This is a genomic window from Pedobacter yulinensis, assembly GCF_003029735.1.
Classification (GTDB): domain Bacteria; phylum Bacteroidota; class Bacteroidia; order Sphingobacteriales; family Sphingobacteriaceae; genus Pedobacter; species Pedobacter yulinensis.
The window spans coordinates 76,774-99,958 of the sequence record NZ_KZ686268.1 but is presented as its reverse complement, the minus strand read 5'-3'; the positions used below and the strand labels follow the sequence as shown (position 1 = coordinate 99,958).

Genomic DNA, 23,185 nt, shown 5'->3' with positions numbered 1-23,185 from the left:
GGTTATGTTTTGAAATTGTTGTTAGGCGTGCTTATCCGTGTTTTGAACGGCAGGCATAGGTGCTGGCGTTAATAGGCGCTTTCACGCAGCTGATGCAGGTATTGCTGGATCGTATTCTCCAGTCCCAGATAAATTGCGTCGCAAATAAGCGCGTGGCCAATTGAGACTTCGAGCAGACCAGGTACCTGCTGGGCAAAAAAGCGCAGATTATGAAGGTCAAGGTCATGGCCTGCGTTGAGTCCCAGCCCAAGTTCATGCGCGCGGCGCGCAGCAGCAGCATAGGGGAGGACCGCTTTCTCGCGCGACTCGTAGTAATTGTGTGCATAGGCCTCGGTATAAAGCTCAATGCGGTCTGTGCCTGTTTCTGCAGCACCCTGAATCATTTCAACCACCGGATCAACGAAAATCGATACCCGGATGCCTGCTCCCTGGAATACGCTAACCATTTCGCGCAGGTAATCGCGGTGTTTGCCGGTGTCCCAGCCATGGTTAGATGTAATTTGTCCTTCGGCATCGGGCACAAGTGTAACCTGCGCAGGTTTGTTGGCTAAGACCAGGTCTACAAACTTTTGCTCGCGGCAGTTTCCTTCAATGTTAAATTCGGTTGAGATGGCCGCTTTCAGGTCATACACATCCTGGTAACGGATGTGGCGTTCATCAGGCCGTGGATGCACGGTGATGCCTTCAGCGCCGAATGCTTCGCAATCTAATGCCACTTTGACCAGGTCGGGATTGTTGCCGCCCCGGCTGTTGCGCAGGGTGGCAATTTTATTGATGTTTACAGAAAGTTTTGTAGCCATATACAGATGTGCAATCAGCTCAGATCTTCTTGCCAAGATAATAGATAACGACAAGCCAGATCAGGCCTTTGATCAGAAAAAAAAGAAAACCGGCAATGCCGACCTTCTTGAACCAGAAAATGATCTTTTCCTTGTTCATAACTGCGCTAAAGTTACAAAAACGGCGTGGCATCTTGCTTTCCGCATATTAATTTCTGTTCCGGTAAAATTATGCTGATTTTTGCCCGACCAGATACGCGCTATGCCATCAGAAAAATCGATGTTGTATTTATTAGGCCTGCTCATTCTTTTTGGCGCGGCCTCGCTGGCCGGACCGGTGATGGAGCCGGATGCGGCTTTGTATGCCTCCATAGCGAAAAACATTGTGCTGCGAGGCGATTGGATCAACCTGTTCGGCAATGGCGGAGAGTGGCTAGACAAACCGCATTTGCCGTTTTGGCTTGCTGCTGCGTCCTTCAAAATTTTTGGTTTAAGTGCCTTTGCGTATAAACTGCCGTCTTTCCTGGCTGGCCTGCTCGGCCTGGTTTACCTCTACAGGCTCGCCCTGCACTTGTATAACCGGCAAACGGCTTTGCTCGCAGCGGTCATTTATTTTTCCTCGCTACACCTCATCCTCTGCAATTATGATGTTCGTGCAGAGGTGTACCTGACGGCTTTCAGTGTCGGTGCATTGTACCACTATTTTCTTGCGCGCGGCGAGCGTTGGGTGTGGCACATTATTGCGGGGTCCTTTATGGCTGCACTGGCCGTTATGACCAAAGGCATTTTCGTGCTGATGCCCTTGTTTGGCGGCTTTATTTTGTACTGGCTGCTGACCGGACAGTGGCGCTCGCTGTTCAGCGCGCGGTGGTGGCTGGCTATTGCATTGATCCTGGCATTTATTAGCCCAGAGCTCTACTGCCTTTACCGGCAATTTGACATGCACCCTGACAAAGTGGTCTTTGGCCAGACAAATGTTTCGGGTATCCGGTTCTTTTTCTGGGACAGCCAGTTCGGGCGCTTTTTCAACAATGGCCCCATCAAGGGAAAAGGTGATCTGTCGTTTTTTATCCATACCACGCTATGGGCTTTTCTGCCCTGGTCGCTGATCTTGTTCGCTGCTGTTTGGCGTGACTTACGCCACATTAAACGGGTGTTAAATGCCAAAGCAATCATCTTTCTTGTTGCCGCACTTACGTTTATCATTTTCTCGCTGTCAAAATTTCAATTGCCGCATTACATCATTCTGATCTTTCCGCAACTCGCTATCCTGTCTTCAGCCTACCTGGGCACGTTGTCTCCGGTTGCCCTGCGCAGCTGGCGAAGTATACAGGCGATTATTTGCGTGCTCGCCTGTCTGCTGCTTGCGGTGATCGTATTTTTCTTTGGAGTGAAAGGCTCAGGGCTGTTCTACATCCTTGTCGTGGCAGCTGTCAGCCTGATTGCCTGGCAAGGCCTGCGGTCGGCCCAACGGGGTATTGTATGGTCAAGTGTGACCTTTGCCCTGCTCTTTCTCATCTTCGTTAATTTCTTTTTTTATCCGGCGCTGCTCCAATACCAGGCAGGTATGCAGGCTGCTAGGTGGAGTGCCGTTCAGGGTCTTAAAGGAAGGCCGGTAATTTATAAGCAGTTGATGAATGCCTATGCATTTGAATTTTACCATCCGGGATTGGTAGACCGGGCGGAGACTCCGGAAGCACTCGCTGAACTTCAAACCGACAAGCCTTTGCTGGTGTATGCAGACACGGAATCGGCAGCAGAGTTGGAAGAGCGGTTTGGTGCAGTGCGTTTAAAGGCGTTTAAGGGTTACCACATAACCCGTCTTAAGCCAAAATTTCTGAATGCAGCAACACGGGAAGGTACGCTGGATAGTTTTGTGCTGTTAAAAATTGAACGGTAATGGAAAAGGTTTTTTTTAAGATTCTGAAGTTCGGTGTTGTCGGCTTTTCAGGTCTGCTGATCGATTTTGGTACGACCTGGCTATTGAAAGACCGTCTTAAAACGAACAAGTACCTGGCCAACACTGTTGGTTTTTCACTGGCCGTGATCAGCAACTTCCTGCTGAACAGGTCATGGACCTTCCAGAGTCACAACATCCACTGGGAAGGGGAGTTTGCCAAATTCGTTGCCATCAGCCTGATCGGTTTGCTGCTGAACACGGGGTTCCTGTACCTGTTGCACCAATCAAAACTGAAGATGCCTTTTTACCTGGCAAAACTCTCAGCTACATTGATTGTATTCATCTGGAATTTCACGGCAAATTTCATCTTTACTTTTGTTTAGTTTTCATCGGTAAACGATTGATTTTTTAACTTAAAGTTGGTAACTTTATAAAAGTTACCAACTTTGGTGGAGTCGAGCTCTGCCAAATTCAATCCGCCTGTTTTGCTGCGAACCGATCCTGCTCAGCTTATGGCCGGTTTCGGCCGGTTACGGATGGCCCATTCCACCCCTGTAACTGATAGGCAACCTAAAGCGTACGCAGCTATGTCATTCCAACTGAAGAAGGTGCCCAGTACCGTTCGCGCAGCGGGGGAGTTTTCCAGTCCGATGCGTTTGACCAGGTCGAGGTATTGAGCAGTTTCAATGGCGCAGGCGAACAAAAAGACACCAATCAGTAATGGCCCTGGGGGCAGCGCCCAGAACGTCCGGATGAATGCGTAGATGAATATGACAACGAGGAAATCGCCGACATATGGCCGCACGAAATTATCATGTACGTAAAGTGCAATAAGTAACTCTGTAATGAATAAAAGCAGTGCAACCATAAAATAACCAGCTGACCAGCGAAACCTGATCCGGTTTCCATCCATGGAATCGAATGTTTTTGTCATGCGCACTTTGGGTAAAAAAAAAGCCGCCGGAATATCCGGCGGCTTTCGCATTTTTAACGATTAGTATCTGTATGCCTCTGGCTTGTACGGGCCTTCGACAGGAACACCGATGTAGTCTGCCTGGTGCTGATCTAGCACGTCAAGCTCAACACCAATTTTTTCGAGGTGCAAACGTGCAACCTTTTCGTCGAGGTGTTTAGGCAGGGTATATACTTTGTTCTCATAAGCATCCCGGTTGGTCCACAATTCAAGCTGTGCCAGCGTTTGGTTGGTAAACGAGTTGCTCATTACAAAGCTGGGGTGACCAGTGGCACAGCCAAGGTTCACCAGACGTCCTTCTGCTAAGAGAATGATGTCTTTGCCATCGATTGTATACTTATCAACCTGTGGTTTAATCTCCACTTTTGTGTCGCCGTAGTTCTGGTTCAGCCAGGCTACGTCGATCTCGTTATCGAAGTGGCCGATGTTGCAAACAATGGCTTTGTCTTTCATCAGCCGGAAGTGCTCAGCGCGAACAATGTCGCAGTTTCCGGTCGTGGTAACAATGATATCGGCTTCCTTAACGGCGGTTGCAAATTTTTTGACTTCGTAACCTTCCATAGCCGCCTGCAGCGCGCAGATCGGGTCGATTTCGGTAACAATAACCCGAACGCCCTGTGAGCTCAGAGACTCAGCAGAACCTTTACCTACATCTCCATATCCCGCCACAACGGCAACCTTGCCGGCCAGCATAATATCGGTAGCACGGCGAATGGCGTCTACGAGCGACTCGCGGCAACCGTACTTGTTGTCAAATTTTGATTTTGTAACAGAATCATTTACGTTAATGGCCGGCAGGTGAAGCGTGCCATTTTTCATGCGCTCATACAAGCGGTGAACGCCCGTCGTGGTTTCTTCAGAAAGTCCGCGGATCTCGCCGATCAATTCAGGGTACCTGTCAAATACCATGTTGGTCAGATCACCACCGTCGTCCAGGATCATGTTCAGGGGCTTGCGGTCTTCGCCGAAGTGCAAGGTCTGCTCGATACACCAGTCAAATTCTTCCTCTGTCAGGCCTTTCCAGGCATACACAGAAATTCCTGCGGCTGCAATGGCAGCGGCTGCATGATCCTGGGTAGAGAAGATATTGCAAGAAGACCAGGTTACGTCTGCGCCGAGCTCAACAAGTGTTTCGATCAGCACGGCAGTCTGAATGGTCATGTGCAGGCAGCCGGCAATGCGGGCGCCTTTAAGGGGTTTCGAAGGTCCGAACTCTTTGCGAAGGGACATCAGGCCAGGCATCTCTGCCTCTGCCAGTTCGATTTCTTTGCGGCCCCACTCCGCCAGTGAAATGTCCTTAACTTTGTAAGGTACGTAAGTCGTCTCTACTGATGACATGTTTATTTTTTTAATGAATTGAATCACAGCAAATTTGCTGCATGCTTACGGCGCTTTGCGCCACGCGCAAATACCGGTACAAATATCGGTGATTAATATGAGAAAGAGGAAGGCGTGTGTAAAATGTTGACATTTCGGCGATCGAAAACAAACCGGCGCTGCGCCCTCAACCTGCCAGGCAAGCAGTACGACTGGTTGTCGTGAATATCGTTTTATTGAAACGTGTATCTGCCCAAAGGCTGAGGCGTTGTTTACACGGTCAGGCACCTGGCTGGCTGCCTCTCGTTAGTTCAACGAAAGGTATCCTTTCGGGTTCACAAATTTCCCGTTGCGGTGCACTTCGTAATGCAGGTGCGGACCGGTGCTGCGGCCTGTAGAGCCGATGCGGCCAATGAGTTCGCCAACTTTTACCCGGTCGCCTTCATCTACATTGATGCGCGAAAGGTGACCGTACAGCGTTTCGAAACCATTGGCGTGCTTCAGCACGATACACTTGCCGTATCCGCCGCGATAGCCGGCAAAAGTAACGCGGCCCTGCGCAGTTGCCCGAACCGGATCGCCGGTATTGCCTTTAATGTCGATGCCTTTATGGCGCTCGCCGCCTGAAAAAGTAAAGGGGTTTTCCCGGTGCCCGAATGTCGAGGTAATATGGCCCGGGTAGGGAAAGCCAATGGGTGTATGGGCCAGGTTGAAAATTACTTTATTAAGGTATTCCTTATAGTAGTTGTCTATTTCCTCTTCCGTCAGTTCCTTCTTTTTCTGGTCGCTGAAAGCTGGTTTAAGGCCGCGGGCCTTCAAAAATTTATTGATTGTGCTGAGTTTATTGTCGATTTCAGCATAACGGTCCGGCTCTTCGGCTTTGACGGTATCAGTAGCCATCTCCTGCATTTCGCTTTGCACGGCCTCAAGCTGGCTGGCCAGGACCTGGCCCGATTCATACAGTTCGTTCCTGCTAATGGTCAGGTAAATAATGGATGTGACCATTGAAAAAAACACCAGTACGGCGGCTAATGCATATTTTTTCCAGTTGACGACAAACTTACTGGGAACCTCGATTGGCTGAATGGCATTCTTCTGCTCGTTGACAATAATGATTGTCGTTTTCTCTTTCCTTCTTCTCATCAATCCTTTGCGGTTTGCAGGTTGCAAATTTAACATTTTCAAAACGATACGACAATTTCGGCGAATATCATCCGATTGTTAATAATGGTTAGCTAAGGGTTTTTCCGGTTAGATTTAGCTAATTTTGTGATATTGATTTGAAAAACGAAATAATTTAAAAAAATGTATCCTGAATATTTAGTTGAACCCATGCGCAAGGATCTGACCGGCGCCGGTTTTGAAGAGTTAAAAGATGCAGCCGATGTCGACAACGCCCTGAAAAGCGAAGGAACCGTCTTGCTGGTTGTTAATTCTGTTTGCGGCTGTGCGGCAGCCAATGCACGTCCGGCAGCAAAAGCAGCCGCTGCGCATGAAAAGCATCCTGATAAACTGGTTACGGTTTTTGCGGGTATGGAAAAGGAAGCAGTAGATAAAGCACGAAGCTACATGATCCCTTATCCGCCATCATCGCCGGCCATGGCGCTGTTCAAAGACGGTAAGTTGGTTCACATGATTGAACGCCACCAGATTGAAGGCCGCCCCGCCCAAATGATCGCCGACAACCTGATCGGTGCTTTTGAACAATACTGCTAAGCTCATTGTAAAAATAAACAAAGCCATCCGCGAACCGGGTGGCTTTTTCGTTAAAAGTCCTTGTTGAGCAGCTTTTCCAGTTCGCCGAACGAAACATTCATCCGCACGCGACCCTGTTTGGCGTACGAAATTTCGCCCGTTTCTTCAGATACGATCACGGCAACCGCATCGGTGGTTTCAGAAACGCCGATCCCCGCGCGGTGCCGCAAGCCAAACTGCGGCGGCAGCTGGTCATTGTCGGTTAGCGGCAAAATACAGCTGGCGCTTTTGATTTTGTTTTCAGAGATCACCACGGCGCCGTCATGCAGCGGACTATTTTTTTGAAAAATGGCTTCCAAAAGCCGCTTCGATATACGGGCATTCACCGCTTCGCAGCTGTTCGCAAAAAATTGTTCGTCATAAAATTTAACGATCACAATCAGCGCACCCGTGCGTGTTTTTTTCATGCTTTTACAGGCATCAATGATCGGCTTGATTCGAGCCAGGTTGTTGCGCTCAATGTCTTTACGGCCAAACAGGTACCCCCACCAGGCCTTGTTTTTTTGCAGGAACGCGTTTTTGCCGATCAGCAGCAGAAAGCGCCTGATCTCGGGTTGAAAAATGATCAGCAGGGCGATAATGCCGACATTCATGAATTTGTTGATGATGGTCGAAAGCAGTTCCATCTTCAACGAGTCGACAACAAACCAGAGGATCAGCACGATGAACATGCCAAGCAGCAGGTTAACGGCGAGGGTGTTTCTGATCAGGTTATAAACATAATAGATGAGCACGGCGACAAGCACAACATCGACCACATCGGTTATGGTGATCTTAAGAAAGTCAAATTCAAAACCCTTCATTGCGGCAATTTAGAAAAACAAATCTACATATTGATGTGCATCAGCCGGTGTAAAGCTCACTGATGCGGATGCACTCAACCGCTTCACGTACGTCGTGCACTCGAAGAATGGATGCGCCCTGCTGCAGGGCAAGGGTATGGAGCACGGTGGTTGCATTCAGTGCTTCATCTGCTTTGATGCCAAGCGGTTTCCAGGCCATTGATTTACGCGACAGGCCGGCCAGCAAGGGCAACCCGAATTCCTGGAAACGATGCATTGACCGCAACAGGGTATAATTCTGCGTAATGGTCTTGGCAAACCCGAAACCCACGTCAATGCAAACATCTTTCACTCCTTTTTCTAACAGCGCTTCCACCTGTGCGGAAAAAAAGGCGTCCATCTCTGTGAGCATGTCATTGTACCCGGTGTGCGTTTTCATGGTTTGCGGCGTTCCGCGCATGTGCATGAGTATGTAAGGGACCTTCAGGCCGGCTACCGTGTCGAACATCGCCGGATCCAGGATGCCGCCTCCGATATCATTGACCAGGTGCGCCCCGGCAGCCACCGCCTCCCTGGCTACTGCGGCGCGGAAGGTGTCTGCAGAGAGGATAGCCTCAGGGAAGTGTTTGGAAAGGGCTTCGATAACCGGTATCAGCCGGCGCAGTTCTTCGGCGGGTGCAATGTCATCTGCCCCGGGCCTGGAAGAGTAAGCCCCTACATCGATAAAGGTGGCGCCTTCGTCCAGGAACTGCCCGGCCTTGCGCAGTGCAGCATCGATATCCTGCTGTCTGCTTGCTGCAAAAAACGAGTCAGGCGTAACGTTCAGAATGCCCATTACCCGCGGCGCGGCGAAGTCGACGGTTCGGGAGCCGAATTGCCAGTATATGGCCGTCGAAGGATTGCTTGTTGTCATGCTGCAGGCGGTTGAGGTTTGCGTTCAAAAATGTATCTTTAGCCGTTCTTTGCGGGCTGGGGCGCCCTGCAAACGGCGCTGCCGGACGGTCGGGAACAGGCCGTGACTGCAGCAAAAATACTTAAAAGCAATAATTATTTCTTTGGCACAAAAAAATACAGCGACAGAATTCGATGCAGTGATCGCTCACTGCCGTAACCTGTTCATCAAAAAAACAAAAGATTACGGCACAGCCTGGCGCATTCTGCGGCCGAGCTCAATAACAGACCAGATTTTCATCAAGGCGCAGCGCATTCGTACGCTTGAAGAGAAAAAGGTCTCGAAAGTAGGCGAGGGGGTGCTTCCTGAATATATTGGCATCATCAATTACTGTGTCATGGCCATGCTGCAGCTTGAATTGCCTGCTGAAACTCCCCTTGAATTGGACCCGGCCGAGGTAGAAAGCCGTTACGACGAAAAGATCAATGAGGTCCGGGAACTGTTGTTTGCCAAAAACCACGACTATGGCGAGGCCTGGCGCGACATGCGGGTAAGCTCAATCACCGACCTGATCCTGATGAAAATTCTCAGGGTAAAGCAAATCGAAGATAATGAAGGGCAGACGCTGGTCTCTGAGGGGATCAAGGCGAACTACCAGGATATGATCAATTATGCGGTGTTCGCGCTGATTAAACTCGGTCTGTAGCCATTGGTGGCGGCATTGGCAGCATAAAACTCAAAGAATATGAAAAGAAACTTACTCTTGTTTGCGCGGCTTTTTGTCGGTATCCTGTTTATATTTTCGGGACTGATCAAAGCTAACGATCCCCTCGGTTTCGGTTATAAGCTGCAAGAATACTTTGATGTTTTCCATATGGGTTTCCTAAACGGAATTGCCACTCTGCTGGCCATTCTGCTTTGTGCCCTCGAAATCCTACTGGGCGCACTCCTGCTGCTGGGCATGTCTGCTCGGCGGGTAGCCTGGGGCCTGTTGCTGCTCATTATCTTTTTTACGCTGCTGACTTTCGTCTCGGCAGCCTTTAAGGTCGTTACTTCCTGTGGCTGTTTTGGCGATGCCATACCGCTCACGCCCTGGCAGTCATTTACAAAAGACCTGGTGCTGCTGCTGCTGATCGTTTTTATATTTCGTGAAAGGAACCGGATCACGCCTGTGGTGCATCATCCGGGCCGGCGCGCCGGACTTTTTGCAGCCATCTTTACCGCTTCGCTCATGTTCGGTTCCCTTACTTATAACTATGGTCCGGTAATCGACTTCCTGCCTTATAAAGTGGGAGCAAACATTCCCGCGCTCATGCAGGTGCCTCCTGGGAAAAAGCCCGATGAATACCGCATCGTGTACCAGCTTAAGAACAGCAAAACAGGGCAATCGAGACAGATTACAGATGCCGCCTACCTGAAAGAAGGAATCTGGAAAGACGATGCCTGGAAAATAGTCGGCGAGCCAACAAAAGAACTCTGGAAAAAAGGCTTTACGCCCCCGGTTAAAGACCTCTTTATCAACGACGCATCAGGCACAGATTATACCCGCGAGCTGCTGGAAAATCCCTATTACAACCTGGTGGTGGTGGCCTGGAACCTGGATCAGGCCAATGAGCAGGCTATAGCGGCGATCAATGCGCTGGCCCTCAACGCCAGTGAGCATTTTAATATCCGGACGGTGTTGCTTACTGCCAGTTCGGCCAGGGATGCCGCTACTTTCAGCCGCAACCACCGCCTGTTTATGGAGGTGTTTTATGCCGATGCCGTGCCGCTAAAAAGTATGGTCAGGGCCAATCCGGGCGTGCTCCTGCTCCGGGAGGGCACCATTGTAAACAAGTGGCACTATCACAGCCTGCCTGATTTCGACATACTCTCTAAAAACTATTTTTCCAAATAATGCTGCGCTATACTTTTAGAAAACTGCTTTACGGACTGATCGTTATGGGAGGCGTGGTGGTCGTCGTGTTCGTGCTTTTTAACATCCTGCCTGGAGATCCTGCCCGCATGACCATGGGTCAGCGGGCCGACGTACAATCGCTCGAGGCAGTACGCAAAGAATTTGGACTGGACCGCCCCAGGCACGTCCAGTTTTTATTGTATGTAAATGACCTCTCGCCGCTCAGCTGGCACGAAGACACGCCGGCTAACAGGGAAAAATACCGGTATATCCGGCTGTTCAAAGCAGACGAACATGCACTGGCGCTAAAATGGCCGTACCTGCGCAGTTCGTACCAGACTCGTCGCGATGTTACGGCCATCCTTGCCGAGACCGTTCCAAACACCTTTATTCTTGCCGCAACAGCGATGATCTTTGCCACCCTGATCGGCATTTTCCTGGGGGTTCTCAGTGCCGTTTACAAAGATACGTGGATCGACCGCCTGGCCAATTCTTTCGCCATCCTGGGCATTTCGGCCCCCTCGTTCTTTGCGGGGATCATCATTGCCTGGATTTTCGGATTTTTGCTGAGCGATGTGACCGGCCTGTCCATGTCAGGCAGCCTGTACAGCTACGATCCTTTCCGGGGCGAGGTGCTTACGCTGCGAAACCTCTGGCTTCCCATGATTACCCTCGGACTCAGGCCGCTTGCCATCATTGTTCAGCTTACGCGCAGCGCGATGCTCGACGTGCTGGCGCAGGACTACATCCGCACGGCCCGGGCAAAGGGGCTCGGGCGCAGCGCCATCATTTATAAACATGCGCTTAAAAATGCGCTCAACCCGGTCATTACGGCCATTTCAGGCTGGTTTGCTTCGCTGCTGGCCGGGTCATTTTTTGTAGAATACATTTTTGGCTACAACGGCCTTGGGCGTACCACCGTCACCGCTCTTGAAATGTCTGATTTTCCCGTAGTAATGGGCTCGATCTTATTTATTGCTTTCGTATTTGTGGTGATCAATATCATTGTAGACATGCTGTACGCGGTTGTAGACCCAAGGGTAAAATTGAGCTGATGACCTCATCGGCATGAGTTAAAAAGTTTAAAGAGGACAGATGGAACAGCAAAAAAAAGGCATTATTTTTCTCATAGGTTTTATGGGCTGCGGAAAGAGCACGAAAGCCAAACAGCTGGCGCAACGCCTGAGCTGCCCGGTTATTGACCTGGACGATGAGATCGTGAAAGCGGCTGGTCAAAGCATTACCGACTATTTTGCCGCGCACGGCGAAGCCGGTTTCCGCATACTGGAACGGGAAACTTTGCATGAATTCGCCTATCCTGAAACCTGTGTCGTGGCAACCGGCGGCGGCCTGCCCTGCTTTTTTGACAACATGGATTGGATCAACTTGCACGGCAAAAGCGTTTACCTCAAAATGGAGCCTGCCCAATTGGTCTCCAGGCTCCAAAAACGCGAAAAAAGACCGCTGATTAAGGACATGGATGACCCCACGCTGCTGCAATTTATTGAACAGAAACTGGGTGAACGCGAACCATTTTACAGCCAGGCCACGTATATTTTGAACGCGTTTGACCTGAGTGCTGAAGAACTTGAAAAAACAGTGTTTCCCTAACTTCGAATCTGACCGCTGCCGCGAATTTGCCACTTATAGCTGGTTAGTTCCTGCAGGGCCATTGGTCCCCGCGCATGCAGTTTCTGTGTGCTGATCCCAATTTCAGCTCCCAAACCAAACTGGGCACCATCGGTAAATGCTGTCGATGCATTGGCATACACTGCGGCGGCATCTACCTGCTGAAGGAACTGGTCAATGTGCGCCGGTGTTTCAGAAATGATCGCTTCGCTGTGTTTCGAGCTGTATTCGGCAATGTGCTCCAGGGCCTCGTCAAGGTTGCGCACAGTTTTGACGGCTAGTCTGGCCGACAGAAACTCCGTGCCAAAATGTTCGGGAGCAGCCTCTTGCAGCAGATGCTCAGGATAGGTGTTCGTCAACGCGGCATGAGCCGGCCCATCGGCAAAAACTCCGGCGCCTGCAAGGGCCAGTCCGCCGAGCAATTCAGGCAGGTCAGCCAGACGGCTTTCATGAACCAGCAGGCAGTCAAGCGCATTACACACACTCACACGCCGCATTTTGCTGTTGGTCACAATTTCCCGGCCTTTTCTGATATCGCCGCTTTCATCAAAAAACGCATGTACGATGCCTGCGCCCGTTTCAATAACCGGAACGCGGCTGTTGTCGCGCACATAATCGATCAACTGCTGGCTGCCCCTTGGGATGAGGACATCCACATATTGCCGCGCCTGCAGCAAGGCCGCTGTTGCTTCCCGTTCTGCGGGCAGCAGCACGGCCAGGTCTTCTGGCAGGCCCTGTTTGCGGAGCACGTCATGGATAATGCCGGCCAGCGCAGTATTTGAGCAAGCTGCATCGCTGCCGCCCTTTAAGACCGCAACATTTCCCGTTTTAAAGCAAAGCGAAAAAACATCGACCGTAACATTTGGCCTGGCCTCGTAAATCACGCCGACCACGCCAAGTGGAACCGTAACCTTCAGCAGGTCCAGCCCGTTGGGCAGGGTTTTCCTGCTCAGGGTTCTGCCCAGAGGGTCTTCAAGCGCGGCTACCTGCAAGACTTCTGCAGCAATACCGGCAATACGTTCTTCGGTAAGTTTAAGGCGGTCATAGCGTGGGTCGCTGGTGTCCATGCGGTCAAGGTCGCGCTGGTTCTGTTTCAGGATGTGGTCCGTGCCAGCGCGCAGTTCGTCTGCCAGGGCCTCCAGCACGGAGATGCGTTTTGCTTCACCAATAGCCGAGGTAAGCCGGCTGGCCGCTGCGGCCTTTTTGAAGTAATGATCGAATGTCATGGTTAGTTGCTCGCGTAAAAATAATCGTAATGGACCAGCGGGCGCTGGTTTTTCTGGCCAATGCGCTCTTTAGCCTTATCCGCGCCGTATTCGGCAATGCCCAGCCCGACTGTTTGGCCGCGTTCATCGACCACCCTGATGATATCACCTTTTTGAAAGCCCGACAGCACGGCCGTAATGCCCACGGGAAGCAGGCTGCTGGCCCGGCCACAGGTCAGCGCGAGTTTAGCCCCTTCATTGACCTGGACCGTACCGCTGGCGGCATTCTCTGAATGGGCGATCCACTTCTTTTTGTTAGAGGCCCTTTTCTCGGTGGCGAACCTGGTGTGCGCCAATTTACCCGCCAGCAGCAGCGGCAGCACATTGTCGGTTTTGCCGTTGGTGATGTGTACGGGGATGCCGAGGCTTGCCGTCTTTGCAGCCATGCTGGCCTTGGTCAGCATTCCGCCCCGGCCAAACTGCGATTTACCGGTCGTTACATAGCCCGCTATGGCAGCGGTACTGCCGCTAATTTCTTCAAGGAGCCGGGAATCCGGACTTTTCGGATCACCGGTGTAAATTCCGTTCACGTTCGAAAGAATCACCAGCGCATCGGCACCCAGCATGGCCGCCACAAGCCCGGCAAGCTCATCGTTGTCGGTGAACATCAGTTCGGTTACAGAGACCACATCATTCTCGTTGATGATCGGCACAACCTGATGCTGCAACAGGATCTGCAGACAGTTTTTCATGTTCAGGTAATGGAGCCGGTCGCGAAAGTCTTCTTTTGTAACCAGCACCTGCGCGCAATTGATCCCGTGGGCCTCGAACAATGCAGCGTAGGTATTAATGAGTTTTACCTGCCCGATCGAAGCCAGCAACTGTCTTGCAGCAACGGCATTTTGTTTTTCGGCAACGGTGATGATGCTTCGGCCTGAGGCCACCGCACCCGAGGAGACCAGTACAACCTCCAGACCCGATGCTCTCAATACGGCAACCTGGTCAACAAGGTCTTTTATTCGGCTGTGGTCGGGAAGGCCGTCATCCTGCGTGATCACATTTGACCCGATCTTGACCACGATCTTCCGGTATGGGAACTTCATTTTATGGTTTGGTTTATGGTTGGCAATGCGGCTGGTCCGGCTGCTCAACCCGCCCCGTCCAAGAGAACGGGCGCGTTGCCAGTGGTTCTGGAACCATCCGCGAAGCCAAATTTAGAAATAATCAGTGAGGTTGCACGCAGTCTGCGGCGATCTTTGCCGACAGCAGGGCAAGTGGTATACCGCCGCCGGGGTGCACACTACCACCGCAGAAATACAGGTTTCTGATTTTTCTGCTAAAATTGGGGTGTCTCAGAAATGCCGAAAAACGGCTGTTTGAACTGTTGCCGTAAAGCGAGCCCTGGAAAGATCCGGTACGGCTTTCAATGGTCAGCGGGTCGAGCACCCGTTCATACACAATATGGGGCTCAAGTTCGGTGCCCAGCAACCGGCTTAGTTTGCTGATCATGCTGGCGCGGGCTGTACGGACAATCGCTTGCCAGTCCTGGCCGTTCGCAGCAGGTACATTGATCATGACAAACCAGTTTTCGCAGCCTGCAGGTGCATCTTCGGGCAGCATTTTCGATGTGATGTTCAGATAAATGGTAGGATCGGCACTGACCTGTTGTGCTTTCCAAATGCTGTCGAATTCAGCGCGGTAATCTGCAGAAAAGAAAATGTTATGCAAACCAGTCGTTTCAAACCGGCGGTTGATGCCCCAGTAAAAGATCAGGGCCGAGCTGCTTCTCTGCTGAGCCAGCAACTTTTCAGGGGCTGGTATTCCGCGAAGCAGTTTGCGGTAGGTAAACCAGACGTCAAGGTTCGAAACCACCACTGCAGCCGCATGAGTGCCGCCCGCGGTTACCACACCGACCGCCTTTTTATTCACAATCAGGATCTCGTTTACGGGTTCATTGTAATAAAAAGTGGTGCCCAGTTCCCCGGCCAGCCTTTCGAGCGCACGAACAATGCTGTACATGCCGCCTTCGGGAAGGTATGCACCGAAATGGTTTTCGAAATGCGGAATCACATTCAGCGTAGCTGGTGCCTGGTAAGGGTTTGAACCATTGTAGGTGGCATACCGGTTAAAAAGCTGAACCAGACGGCGATCTGAAAAGAAAGACTCGTTTGCCTCGTTCTGGCTCCTGAAGGCGTCAATGGCGCCAAAACGGGCCATAGACCTGAAGGTATCTGTATGCAGATAACTGCTCACTTTGTGCAGGCTGCGTTCCAGGAAAACGCGGTGGGTGATGTCGTAAATCTCTTTACTTTTCTCCAGGAAACGACTCACCTCTTCGGGCGTAGCCGCTGTTTTGGTGCTGAACTCGCTGATCAGTTTTTCCGTGTCAGACCAGGCCGTTAAGCGAAGGCCATCTTCGTAAAAGTACCTGCAGATCTCTTCGAGTTTCTGGTAACGGAAATAAGCCCGCGGATCTTTGCCGGCCAGCGTAAACAGCTCGTCCACATACAGGGGCATTGTAAAGAGGCTCGGGCCTGCATCAAACCGGAAACCGGCCCCCTGCAGTTCGGCAAGTTTGCCGCCCGGGGCAGCACCAGACTCGAATACCGTTACCTGGTAACCTTTTACAGACAAGCGAATGGCTGCCGCAAGGCCGCCAATGCCGGCACCTACAATGATGGCACGGGGTTTATCCTGCTGGTTCAAAGTTGTTGCAGTAAAGTGTTGGTCTGCGCCTCGAGGGCAAGGGTCGCTACCTTGATTGCAGAGCCCAGCTTTGTGCTTTCTTTCCTGACCGGGAGGTCACCGACGCTGGCAAGGGCGCCGGTGTACCATGTACTCCAGCTCTGCAGGATCTTCTTTTGCCCGTTCCGGTCCTGGCCAGCGGCTATTGCGGCTTTGCTGAGCACGGCCTCATCTTGAAGACGTATTCTGGCTGCCTGCTTTACCTGTTCGAGCACCAGGAAGGCTGTTTGTTCGTCTGCGCTGCACAAGGTAAGCCCCGCTGCAAGGGCACAAACCCCTACGTTTTTCATGGTAGCCGGCGACACCTTGTCAAGCCGGTCATTGTCTGTATGGTAAAAGACATCGGTAAAATGCCACATGAGCAGTCCGGGGATGCGGGCCTGTAAAAAAGGGGTATGGTCGCTCCCGCCTTCGAACGGGTTGCTGTTTACTTTCCAGTTGGCAAACCGGCCCTGTTCACGGCAAATGTTCAGGATGAAATCGTTGAAATAATGCGGGAAAAGGTCTTTTTCTGCGATCTCGCCGGCGCCCCATTCACTGTGTTTGTCTGCACCGCGGGTCCAGATGGCCGAGGGGTCGGGCATTTTTTCAATAAGGAATGAGCCGCCTGTTTTGCGTGTATCTTCACCAACCATATCGAGGCTCATGCCCCACCTGATCCCTGCTGCGCGCAGCGAATCGTCGGCAATGTAACGGCGGGTTGAAGTGATCTCATCGCCCCACAAGAAAGTCAGGGTACGTGCCGGGCGGGCTTTGCCGCCGGCATGCAGCTGAGCCGCCAGCCTGGCCATCTCAGCGAGTGTCGCCACACCCGTTGCATTGTCGTTGGCCCCCGGTTCCTGTACATGTGCGCTGTAAACGAACCGTTCTTCCGGTTTTTCGCCGCCGCGGATTTCGGCAATGAGGGTCAGTTCTTCTGCCAGGTAGGTCTTTGTGCGGATCGCAACGTCCAGCTTGACCGGTCCTGCGGCCAGCGCGGCCTGCAGCCTTTGGCGCGCGGCATAAGAAAGATTAATCGCGAAACCTTTGCCTTCAGCATTACTGATTCGCGAGAACTGGATAGAGGTCTGGTGTTTTTCGGGCTGGGTATAGGCGGGCATGGCGTATCCGAGTACCCCGGCGGCGCCTGCTTTCATGGCCGCGGCGAAAAAACTGGCGGGTGCTTTGTCAAGGTAAACGATCTTGCCCTTTAGATCCATATGCTGCATATCGGCAGCGCTTTTAAGTTGAATAACAGCTGCGGTAATCCCTGCAGGTGGGGTGCCAGCTGAATTGATCGCCAGCATGTTCCGGTTTGTGCGCAACTCGAGCAGGGAAGTTTTCTGGCCGGTAATGCGAACCAGGGCCGATACCGGCTCCCAGGTGGCACGGTTCATGGGCCGGCGTTCGATTCGGTAGGAAAGGGACGCCGCGGGTGATCCTGCCGTTTGTAATTTATAACCAGCCTTTTCCAGCTGTGCTGCCACATGTTGAATGCTTTCGTTAAAGCCGGTGTTGCCCGGCAGGCGCCAGCGCTGCTCAACATAGGCCGTCGTTTGTAAAGCGTTTTTTTCGTTAAACCCGGCCCTGGCCAGTCCGAGGTACCTGGCGGCAGGTTGTTGTGCCAGCAGCACGGCGGGCAACAGCAGGCCAGACAGTATGAGCCGGAATTTCATCAGATCAGTTTAAGGTTTGGTATGAGAAAATAACCAGAGCAGCAGGTTGGGCTCTGCAAATGCAGGTTCCCAGCTGCCGTGATTTGCCTGCGGGTACAATGTGAACTTTACTTCCGCGTTCAGCGCTTTCAGCCTGTCGGCGATGGCAATGGAATAAGCCGGATCGACGATATCATCTTTCGCGCCATGGAAAATCCACAAGGGCACATGTTTATAGCGTTCAGCATTTCGCGTATTGTCGCCGCCGCAGATGGCGAACGCCGCAGCAAAGGTATGCCGTTTTCTGCGCAGCAGCTCGTAAGTGCCCATTCCGCCCATAGACAGACCGCCCACATAGACCTGCTTCCGGGCCACATAAGGTTTCCGGGTAAACTGTTTGACCAGTCCCAGCAAACCACGCATGGCTCCTGTTGGTTTACCGTCCTGCTGAAAGCTGAAACTCCGTTTGCCTTTTGCGTTTGTGGTAATGGCTACGTTAGACCAGTAGCTGTTCTGGCTGCATTGCGGAAAAATAACAATGGCGGGATATTTTTTCCGGACGTCATCGCGCAGGAAAAGCCTGGCACCATGGGTGAGTTGTTTTTCATTGTCGCTGCCGCTTTCGCCGCGTCCGTGCAGCACAAAAACAAGCGGGTATTTTTTCTTCGGGTCAAAGTTGCGGGGCCAAAGGATGCGGTAGGGAATGGTGTCATTTCTCCTCAGGTATTCGCCCCGCTGATAGTTTTCGAGGTTCTGTGCATGCAGGCCGGTAAAACAGAGCAGAAAGGCAAACAACAGAAAGGTCAGGCGTTTCTTCATCTTTGTTTTTTTATGGAGGCAAGCGGCCGTTGAAACCAACCTGCAGTTAAGGGCGTAAAAATAGAAAAAGCCTGAATGTTTCGCAACAGTTCAGGCTTTGATGCTTGACAGGATAGTGTCTTATCTTTCAAAGCGGAAATCGGCCGCTGCCACATCACGCGAGTTGGTTCCGATAAAAACTTTAAACTCGCCGGGCTCGGCTACGTATTTCAGGTCTCCATTGTAAAATTTAAGCATTTCTTCATCGATTTTAAAGCTAACCTCACGGCTCTCGCCCGGCTGCAGGCTAATCTTCTGAAATCCTTTCAGCTCTTTTACGGGTCGCGTAATGCTGCCCACTACATCGCGCAGGTACAGCTGCACAACTTCTTCGCCGGCGGTTTTTCCAGTGTTGGTTACCCGTATTGTTGCCGTCAGCGACTGGCCGGTCCTGAAGGCTTTCCCGTTAAGTGTAATGGGCGAATAGGCAAAAGAGGTATAACTTAATCCGTAACCAAAGGGGTACAATGGATCATTGCTTACATCCAGGTAGTTGGAACGGAATTTCTGGAACCACTGGCCCTCTGCCAGGGGCCTGCCGGTGTTTTTATGCGCATGGTACAGGGGAATCTGCCCAACATTTTGCGGAAAAGTTGCGCTGAGTTTTCCTGATGGGTTAACCGCTCCGAACAGGACATCACCAATGGCTGTTGCAGCTTCCGTGCCGCCAAACCAGGCGTTCAAAATAGCTGGCACATGCTGGTTTTCCCAGGTAAGTACCAGCGGCCGGCCGGTAAACAACACCAGCACCACCGGTTTGCCGGTTTTTAGCAGTGCAGCAAGCAACCTGCGCTGTACATCAGGGATTTCCAGGTCGGTCCGGCTGGAGCTTTCACCGCTCATTTCAGAAGATTCGCCAAGGGCGGCTACAACGACATCGGCCCTTTTAGCCGTATTAACCGCTTCGCGGATCAAGTCTTCTTCGCTGCGCTTGTCGCGCGGAATGTCGCGCCCGAACATCGTGGCCCGCTGCTGGTAAGCCGAGTCGGCCAGCAGGTTAGCGCCCATGCTGTGCAGAATTTTTACCTCACTGCCGGCCACCTCAGTCAGGCCCTGGAGCAGCGATTTTGTTTTTGCAAGATCTGAATTGACGCTCCAGGTGCCGGGCATGTTGCTGCCGGTGTTGGCCAGCGGCCCGATGAGCGCAATTGTCCCCGATTTCTTTAACGGAAGGACATTGCCTTCGTTTTTTAGCAGCACGAACGATTTGGTAGCCGCTTCGCGCGCTGCTTTGAGGTGCTCGGGGGTAAGGATTTCGTTCTTTGCGCGTTCCTCACTGCAATAACGGAATGGATCTTCGAACAGGCCAAGTTTATATTTTGCTTCGAGAACAAGCCTGCAGGCATTGTTGATCTGTGCCAGGGTGACCTTGCCTTCCTGTAGCGATTTTTTCAGCGTGGTCAGGAAACCTTCGCCCACCATGTCCATCTCCACACCGGCTTTGAGCGACCTGGCCGAAACTTCCTGCAGGTCGCCGAGCCCGTGGTCCACCAGCTCGTTGACCGCTGTATAGTCGGTTACGACAAAACCTTCAAAACCCCATTGTTTGCGGAGCAGGTCGGTCATGAGCCATTTATTCGCCGTTGCAGGTACGCCGTTGATGTCGTTGAACGAGGTCATGACACTTCCGGCTCCCGCATCGATCGCAGCCTTATAAGGCGGCAGGTATTCATTGTACATGCGGTGCAGGCTCATATCTGTCGTGTTGTAATCGCGGCCGGCTTCTGCAGCTCCGTAAAGCGCAAAGTGTTTTACACAGGCCATGATCGTATTGTTTTTCGACAGGTCATCCCCCTGGTAGCCTTTCACCATTGCTGCTGCAATGCGCGAGCCCAGGTAGGTGTCTTCTCCGCTGCCCTCAGAAATCCGGCCCCAGCGCGGGTCGCGGGAAATGTCTACCATGGGTGAGAAGGTCCAGTTCAATCCGTCTGCACTGGCTTCAATGGCAGCAATCCGGGCTGTACGCTCAATGAGTGGCATGTCCCAGCTGCAGGATAAGGCAAGCGGAATGGGAAACGTTGTTTTATAGCCATGAATCACATCCTGCCCGAAAATGATCGGTATTTTCAGGCGGCTCTGGGTTACGGCAATTTCCTGCGCCTTGCGAATGCGTGCAGGTGTAGTCAGGCTGAAAATACCTCCCACTTTCCCGCTCTTGATCTTGCTCTCTACTCCGGTGCTGACGACCGATCCCGTTGTGGCTTCTCCCCCGGTAAGCAGGTTCAGCTGCCCGATCTTTTCATCTACCGTCATTTTTGACATGAGGTTGCTGATGAACGTATTCATTTTTGCCTGCGCAGGCGGTATGCTCCGTTTTTGTTGCGCAGCGGCGCCCAGTGCAGCAAATGCCAGGGAAAGAAAAAGGTATTTTGCTTTGTTCATATGGTGTGTTATTTTTTCAAAAGATAAGGGGTTAGTTCTTTGGCCCAGATGGCGTAACCGGCGGGCTTCATGTGTAACATATCGTCCCTGAAAAGTTCCGGCCTGAGTTTTCCGCCCGCCGTTTTCATTTTGCTGTTTACCTCTACAAACTGTGTATTCGGATAGTGGCTCAGGTACTCTTTGATCAGCGAATTGGCATGCAGGATGGCCGCGCCGATCCTGGTTCGGGAGGGGCTTTCCTTGATGGATATGAAAATCACCGGCACGTCAGGCTGGTTGTTTCGGATGTCTGTAAAAAACGTTGCAAACCGGTTGAGCGTTTCGATCGATGAAGCGCCGGCGGCGAGGTCATTCTCGCCCGAATAAATGACAACCTGTCGTGGTTTATACACTGAAACCAGTTCTTTGGTGTAATAAGCTGCATCTTTCAGGGTCGACCCCCCAAAACCCCGGTTAATGGCGCCATAGGCTTTGTACAGTTTTTCCAGGTCGCTCCACATGCGTACCGAAGAACTGCCTACAAAAACAATCCCTCCTTTGGCGGGTACAGAAATGCTGTCTTGTTTTTTGAATTGGCTGATCTCGTCATAAAAAGGCGGCCGGTTTTGCTGAGCTCGTACAACCGTTGTGCCGGCAAATGCGAAAAGGAGGGCAAAAAGGAGGCTTGAAAGGTGATTTGTTTTCATTTTTTAGTTGGCTTTAATTACTTTAGTTCGTTTCGAAACCCCGTTTTCGTTGATGGCTTCGATGCAAAAGTAATAAGGCTTTGTGTTGTCCATGCCTTTAAACCAATATTCATTGTTGCTGTGCACCATGATACAGTTGTAAAGCTTATCTGGGGCTGTACCCGTGTAGATGTTATAGGCGAAAGCGTCATCCTGCGGTTTCCACCTGATCCAGGCGCTGCGTTTGTCTTTTTCGGTTCTCAGCACGACGAAATCTTCGACGGAAGCGGGAGTTTTACCCGCACCTTTGCCAAATACCCGCAAACCGCTGATGGCGAATTTACCCGTGGGCATGTGTATGTTTTCGAGCCGTACAAAACGCGCCTGCACGGGGCTTTCAAGTTCCACGTAATCGTGTGGTACATCACCGCGGTTTTGGCTTTTGTCTTTGAGCACCTTCCAGTTACGCCCGTCTAACGAGTACCTGAGAATGTACTGGTGGTACGTGCCCGTCTGTTTTCCTAGAAAATCCACATCCTGGTCGGCATAATTGACCTGCACTGCATGGACGGTGGAAACCTGACCCAAATCGCTTTCAATCCACTCGTTTTTGCCTGAACCTGCGGCGCTCCAATAGGTTTTCATGTCCTCATCGACCGCGTTGTTGGCACTGTAACGCCCCAGGGTAGAGGATACACGTACGGGTTTATTGTAATTCAGAAGCATCCAGCCTGTGAAAGCGCCGTGCTGCTTTCCTTTCCCGGGGAGATAATGCGGGTAATCACCGAACGAGGCATCCATGTACATGACGTCATCGCGGTCAAAGCCGGCCGGCCAGATGCCGATTCGCCGTTCAAAATTATTTTTCACAGAGAGCACAACGGTAGATACATGCCAGTAATTCTTTTGCTCATCCTGAAAGGTAGCACCATGACCTGCGCCGCGCGCAAAACCACCAGGTTTATAGGAAAAAGGAAGGCTTTGCTGCTCAAAGGGGCCCAGCGGATTGTCTGAAACGGCTACACCGTCTGCATAACCGCTGAATTCTGTACCGGGAGCGCCATATTGCAGGTAATATTTTTTGTTGTGTTTGGTCATCCAGGCACCTTCTACAAAGGGATCTAGGAAGGTGTTGTCAAGATGTTCGCCAAAGCGCTGCCAGCCAAACCGTTCCGGGTTCAGGACCAGCAGTTCTTTGCGGGTGCCCTGGGGCTGAAAAGTTTTGCGGTCCAGCTCAATGCCGTATAAAGGATAGGTGTTGCTGCTGCCATTGTACATATACAGGCGACCATCGTCATCAACAAAATGTGCAGGATCCCAGCCGCCGATGTCAAATTCATGGACCGCTTCTTTCCACTCATTGGCCTTGGGGTTGGTGCTCATCCAAATCGGGAAATTGCGTGCATAGGTCGAGCCAAAGACCAGCATGGTATCGCCCTGTACCCAAACTGAAGGCGCGCACAGGTCGTCATACACCTTATGTTCGGGACGCAGGAAGTGCCTGGCCACAAATGTCCATTTGCTCATGTCGCTGCTGTGCCAATAGCCCCACTGGTTGGTGGAGAAGAGGTAATAATCGCCTTTGTACGTCACAATGACCGGATCAGCAGTAGCCCTGTGCTTGCCCCAGTTGGTAAAATTGGGAATGGGTGTATAACCATAGTCCAGATTGATCGGGTTGCAATATGTTTTCTGCGCGATCACGATGTTGCCCGAAAAAAAGACAGATAAAAAAACGAACGCAAAACCAAAAAAATGTTTAGCTACCATGA

General features: G+C 51.6%; 21 protein-coding genes. 7 read left to right on the top strand and 14 right to left on the bottom strand.

All coding sequences use genetic code 11. The features are described from left to right. Positions 1-68 precede the first annotated feature (68 nt). Positions 69-800 carry a pyridoxine 5'-phosphate synthase gene (locus tag C7T94_RS00435; RefSeq protein WP_107212602.1) on the bottom strand — a complete coding sequence of 244 codons (732 nt, stop codon included), beginning with the start codon at positions 798-800 and terminating at the stop codon, positions 69-71. Positions 801-1,059: 259 nt separating this feature from the next. Between C7T94_RS00435 and C7T94_RS00430 the strand changes: the two genes are divergently transcribed. Next, entirely contained in the window at positions 1,060-2,679 is a 1,620-nt protein-coding gene (locus C7T94_RS00430; RefSeq protein ID WP_162618501.1) for an ArnT family glycosyltransferase, read from the top strand. Then, positions 2,679-3,062 (top strand): GtrA family protein, encoded by a 384-nt coding sequence (locus C7T94_RS00425; RefSeq protein ID WP_107212599.1) that lies wholly within the window; start codon positions 2,679-2,681, stop codon positions 3,060-3,062. The genes C7T94_RS00430 and C7T94_RS00425 overlap by 1 nt, the downstream gene beginning before the upstream one ends. A 122-nt stretch (positions 3,063-3,184) precedes the next feature. On the opposite strand, the gene C7T94_RS00420 is transcribed toward C7T94_RS00425, so the two are convergent. The 3 genes from C7T94_RS00420 to C7T94_RS00410 form a co-directional block, all read right to left on the bottom strand. After that, a complete protein-coding gene (locus C7T94_RS00420) occupies positions 3,185-3,613 on the bottom strand; it encodes a ribosomal maturation YjgA family protein (protein WP_204353185.1) in 429 nt (142 codons plus the stop codon). 60 nt (positions 3,614-3,673) lie between these two features. Then, a complete protein-coding gene (gene ahcY, locus C7T94_RS00415; RefSeq protein WP_107212595.1) occupies positions 3,674-4,990 on the bottom strand; it encodes an adenosylhomocysteinase in 1,317 nt (438 codons plus the stop codon). 285 nt (positions 4,991-5,275) lie between these two features. Next, positions 5,276-6,112, bottom strand: a complete 837-nt coding sequence (locus C7T94_RS00410; protein WP_162618500.1) for a M23 family metallopeptidase — start codon at positions 6,110-6,112, stop codon at positions 5,276-5,278. 162 nt (positions 6,113-6,274) lie between these two features. Between C7T94_RS00410 and C7T94_RS00405 the strand changes: the two genes are divergently transcribed. Then, positions 6,275-6,685 (top strand): BrxA/BrxB family bacilliredoxin, encoded by a 411-nt coding sequence (locus C7T94_RS00405; protein ID WP_107212591.1) that lies wholly within the window; start codon positions 6,275-6,277, stop codon positions 6,683-6,685. A 50-nt stretch (positions 6,686-6,735) separates the two neighbouring features. Here the strand turns inward: C7T94_RS00405 and cdaA are convergent, their stop codons facing one another. Together cdaA and folP are read right to left on the bottom strand one after the other, a co-directional pair. Then, positions 6,736-7,527, bottom strand: a complete 792-nt coding sequence (gene cdaA, locus C7T94_RS00400; RefSeq protein WP_107212589.1) for a diadenylate cyclase CdaA — start codon at positions 7,525-7,527, stop codon at positions 6,736-6,738. 40 nt (positions 7,528-7,567) lie between these two features. Continuing rightward, on the bottom strand, positions 7,568-8,419 hold the full coding sequence (gene folP / locus C7T94_RS00395; protein ID WP_107212587.1) for a dihydropteroate synthase: 852 nt from the start codon (positions 8,417-8,419) through the stop codon (positions 7,568-7,570). Positions 8,420-8,561: 142 nt separating this feature from the next. On the opposite strand from folP, the gene C7T94_RS00390 reads away from it, so the two are divergent. The 4 genes from C7T94_RS00390 to C7T94_RS00375 are packed head-to-tail and all read left to right on the top strand — an operon-like array spanning position 8,562 to position 11,906. Further along, complete coding sequence (locus tag C7T94_RS00390) at positions 8,562-9,104, top strand: DUF1599 domain-containing protein (protein WP_107212585.1); 543 nt, start codon at positions 8,562-8,564, stop codon at positions 9,102-9,104. Between the two features lie 39 nt (positions 9,105-9,143). Then, on the top strand, positions 9,144-10,295 hold the full coding sequence (locus tag C7T94_RS00385; RefSeq protein ID WP_107212583.1) for a BT_3928 family protein: 1,152 nt from the start codon (positions 9,144-9,146) through the stop codon (positions 10,293-10,295). Beyond that, on the top strand, positions 10,295-11,350 hold the full coding sequence (locus C7T94_RS00380; protein ID WP_107212581.1) for an ABC transporter permease: 1,056 nt from the start codon (positions 10,295-10,297) through the stop codon (positions 11,348-11,350). The genes C7T94_RS00385 and C7T94_RS00380 overlap by 1 nt, the downstream gene beginning before the upstream one ends. Before the next feature lie 40 nt (positions 11,351-11,390). Continuing rightward, entirely contained in the window at positions 11,391-11,906 is a 516-nt protein-coding gene (locus C7T94_RS00375) for a shikimate kinase (protein WP_107212579.1), read from the top strand. Here the strand turns inward: C7T94_RS00375 and C7T94_RS00370 are convergent. The 8 genes from C7T94_RS00370 to C7T94_RS00335 form a co-directional block, all read right to left on the bottom strand. Next, positions 11,903-13,150, bottom strand: a complete 1,248-nt coding sequence (locus tag C7T94_RS00370) for a glutamate-5-semialdehyde dehydrogenase (RefSeq protein ID WP_107212577.1) — start codon at positions 13,148-13,150, stop codon at positions 11,903-11,905. The genes C7T94_RS00375 and C7T94_RS00370 overlap by 4 nt on opposite strands. Positions 13,151-13,152: 2 nt before the next feature. Next, on the bottom strand, positions 13,153-14,232 hold the full coding sequence (gene proB, locus C7T94_RS00365; RefSeq protein ID WP_107214594.1) for a glutamate 5-kinase: 1,080 nt from the start codon (positions 14,230-14,232) through the stop codon (positions 13,153-13,155). Positions 14,233-14,353: 121 nt separating this feature from the next. Continuing rightward, complete coding sequence (gene crtD, locus C7T94_RS00360; protein WP_107212575.1) at positions 14,354-15,835, bottom strand: 1-hydroxycarotenoid 3,4-desaturase CrtD; 1,482 nt, start codon at positions 15,833-15,835, stop codon at positions 14,354-14,356. Further along, positions 15,832-17,529 (bottom strand): M28 family peptidase, encoded by a 1,698-nt coding sequence (locus tag C7T94_RS00355; RefSeq protein WP_107212573.1) that lies wholly within the window; start codon positions 17,527-17,529, stop codon positions 15,832-15,834. The genes crtD and C7T94_RS00355 overlap by 4 nt, the downstream gene beginning before the upstream one ends. A 9-nt stretch (positions 17,530-17,538) precedes the next feature. After that, the gene (locus tag C7T94_RS00350; protein WP_107214593.1) at positions 17,539-18,327 is read right to left on the bottom strand and encodes a carboxylesterase family protein; all 789 of its coding nucleotides are present in this window, start codon (positions 18,325-18,327) and stop codon (positions 17,539-17,541) included. A 120-nt stretch (positions 18,328-18,447) separates the two neighbouring features. Beyond that, the gene (gene bglX / locus C7T94_RS00345; RefSeq protein WP_107212571.1) at positions 18,448-20,748 is read right to left on the bottom strand and encodes a beta-glucosidase BglX; all 2,301 of its coding nucleotides are present in this window, start codon (positions 20,746-20,748) and stop codon (positions 18,448-18,450) included. An 8-nt stretch (positions 20,749-20,756) separates the two neighbouring features. Next, positions 20,757-21,434 (bottom strand): GDSL-type esterase/lipase family protein, encoded by a 678-nt coding sequence (locus tag C7T94_RS00340; RefSeq protein ID WP_107212569.1) that lies wholly within the window; start codon positions 21,432-21,434, stop codon positions 20,757-20,759. Positions 21,435-21,437: 3 nt separating this feature from the next. Next, positions 21,438-23,183 (bottom strand): family 43 glycosylhydrolase, encoded by a 1,746-nt coding sequence (locus tag C7T94_RS00335; RefSeq protein WP_107212568.1) that lies wholly within the window; start codon positions 23,181-23,183, stop codon positions 21,438-21,440. Between the last annotated feature and the right edge of the window lie 2 nt (positions 23,184-23,185).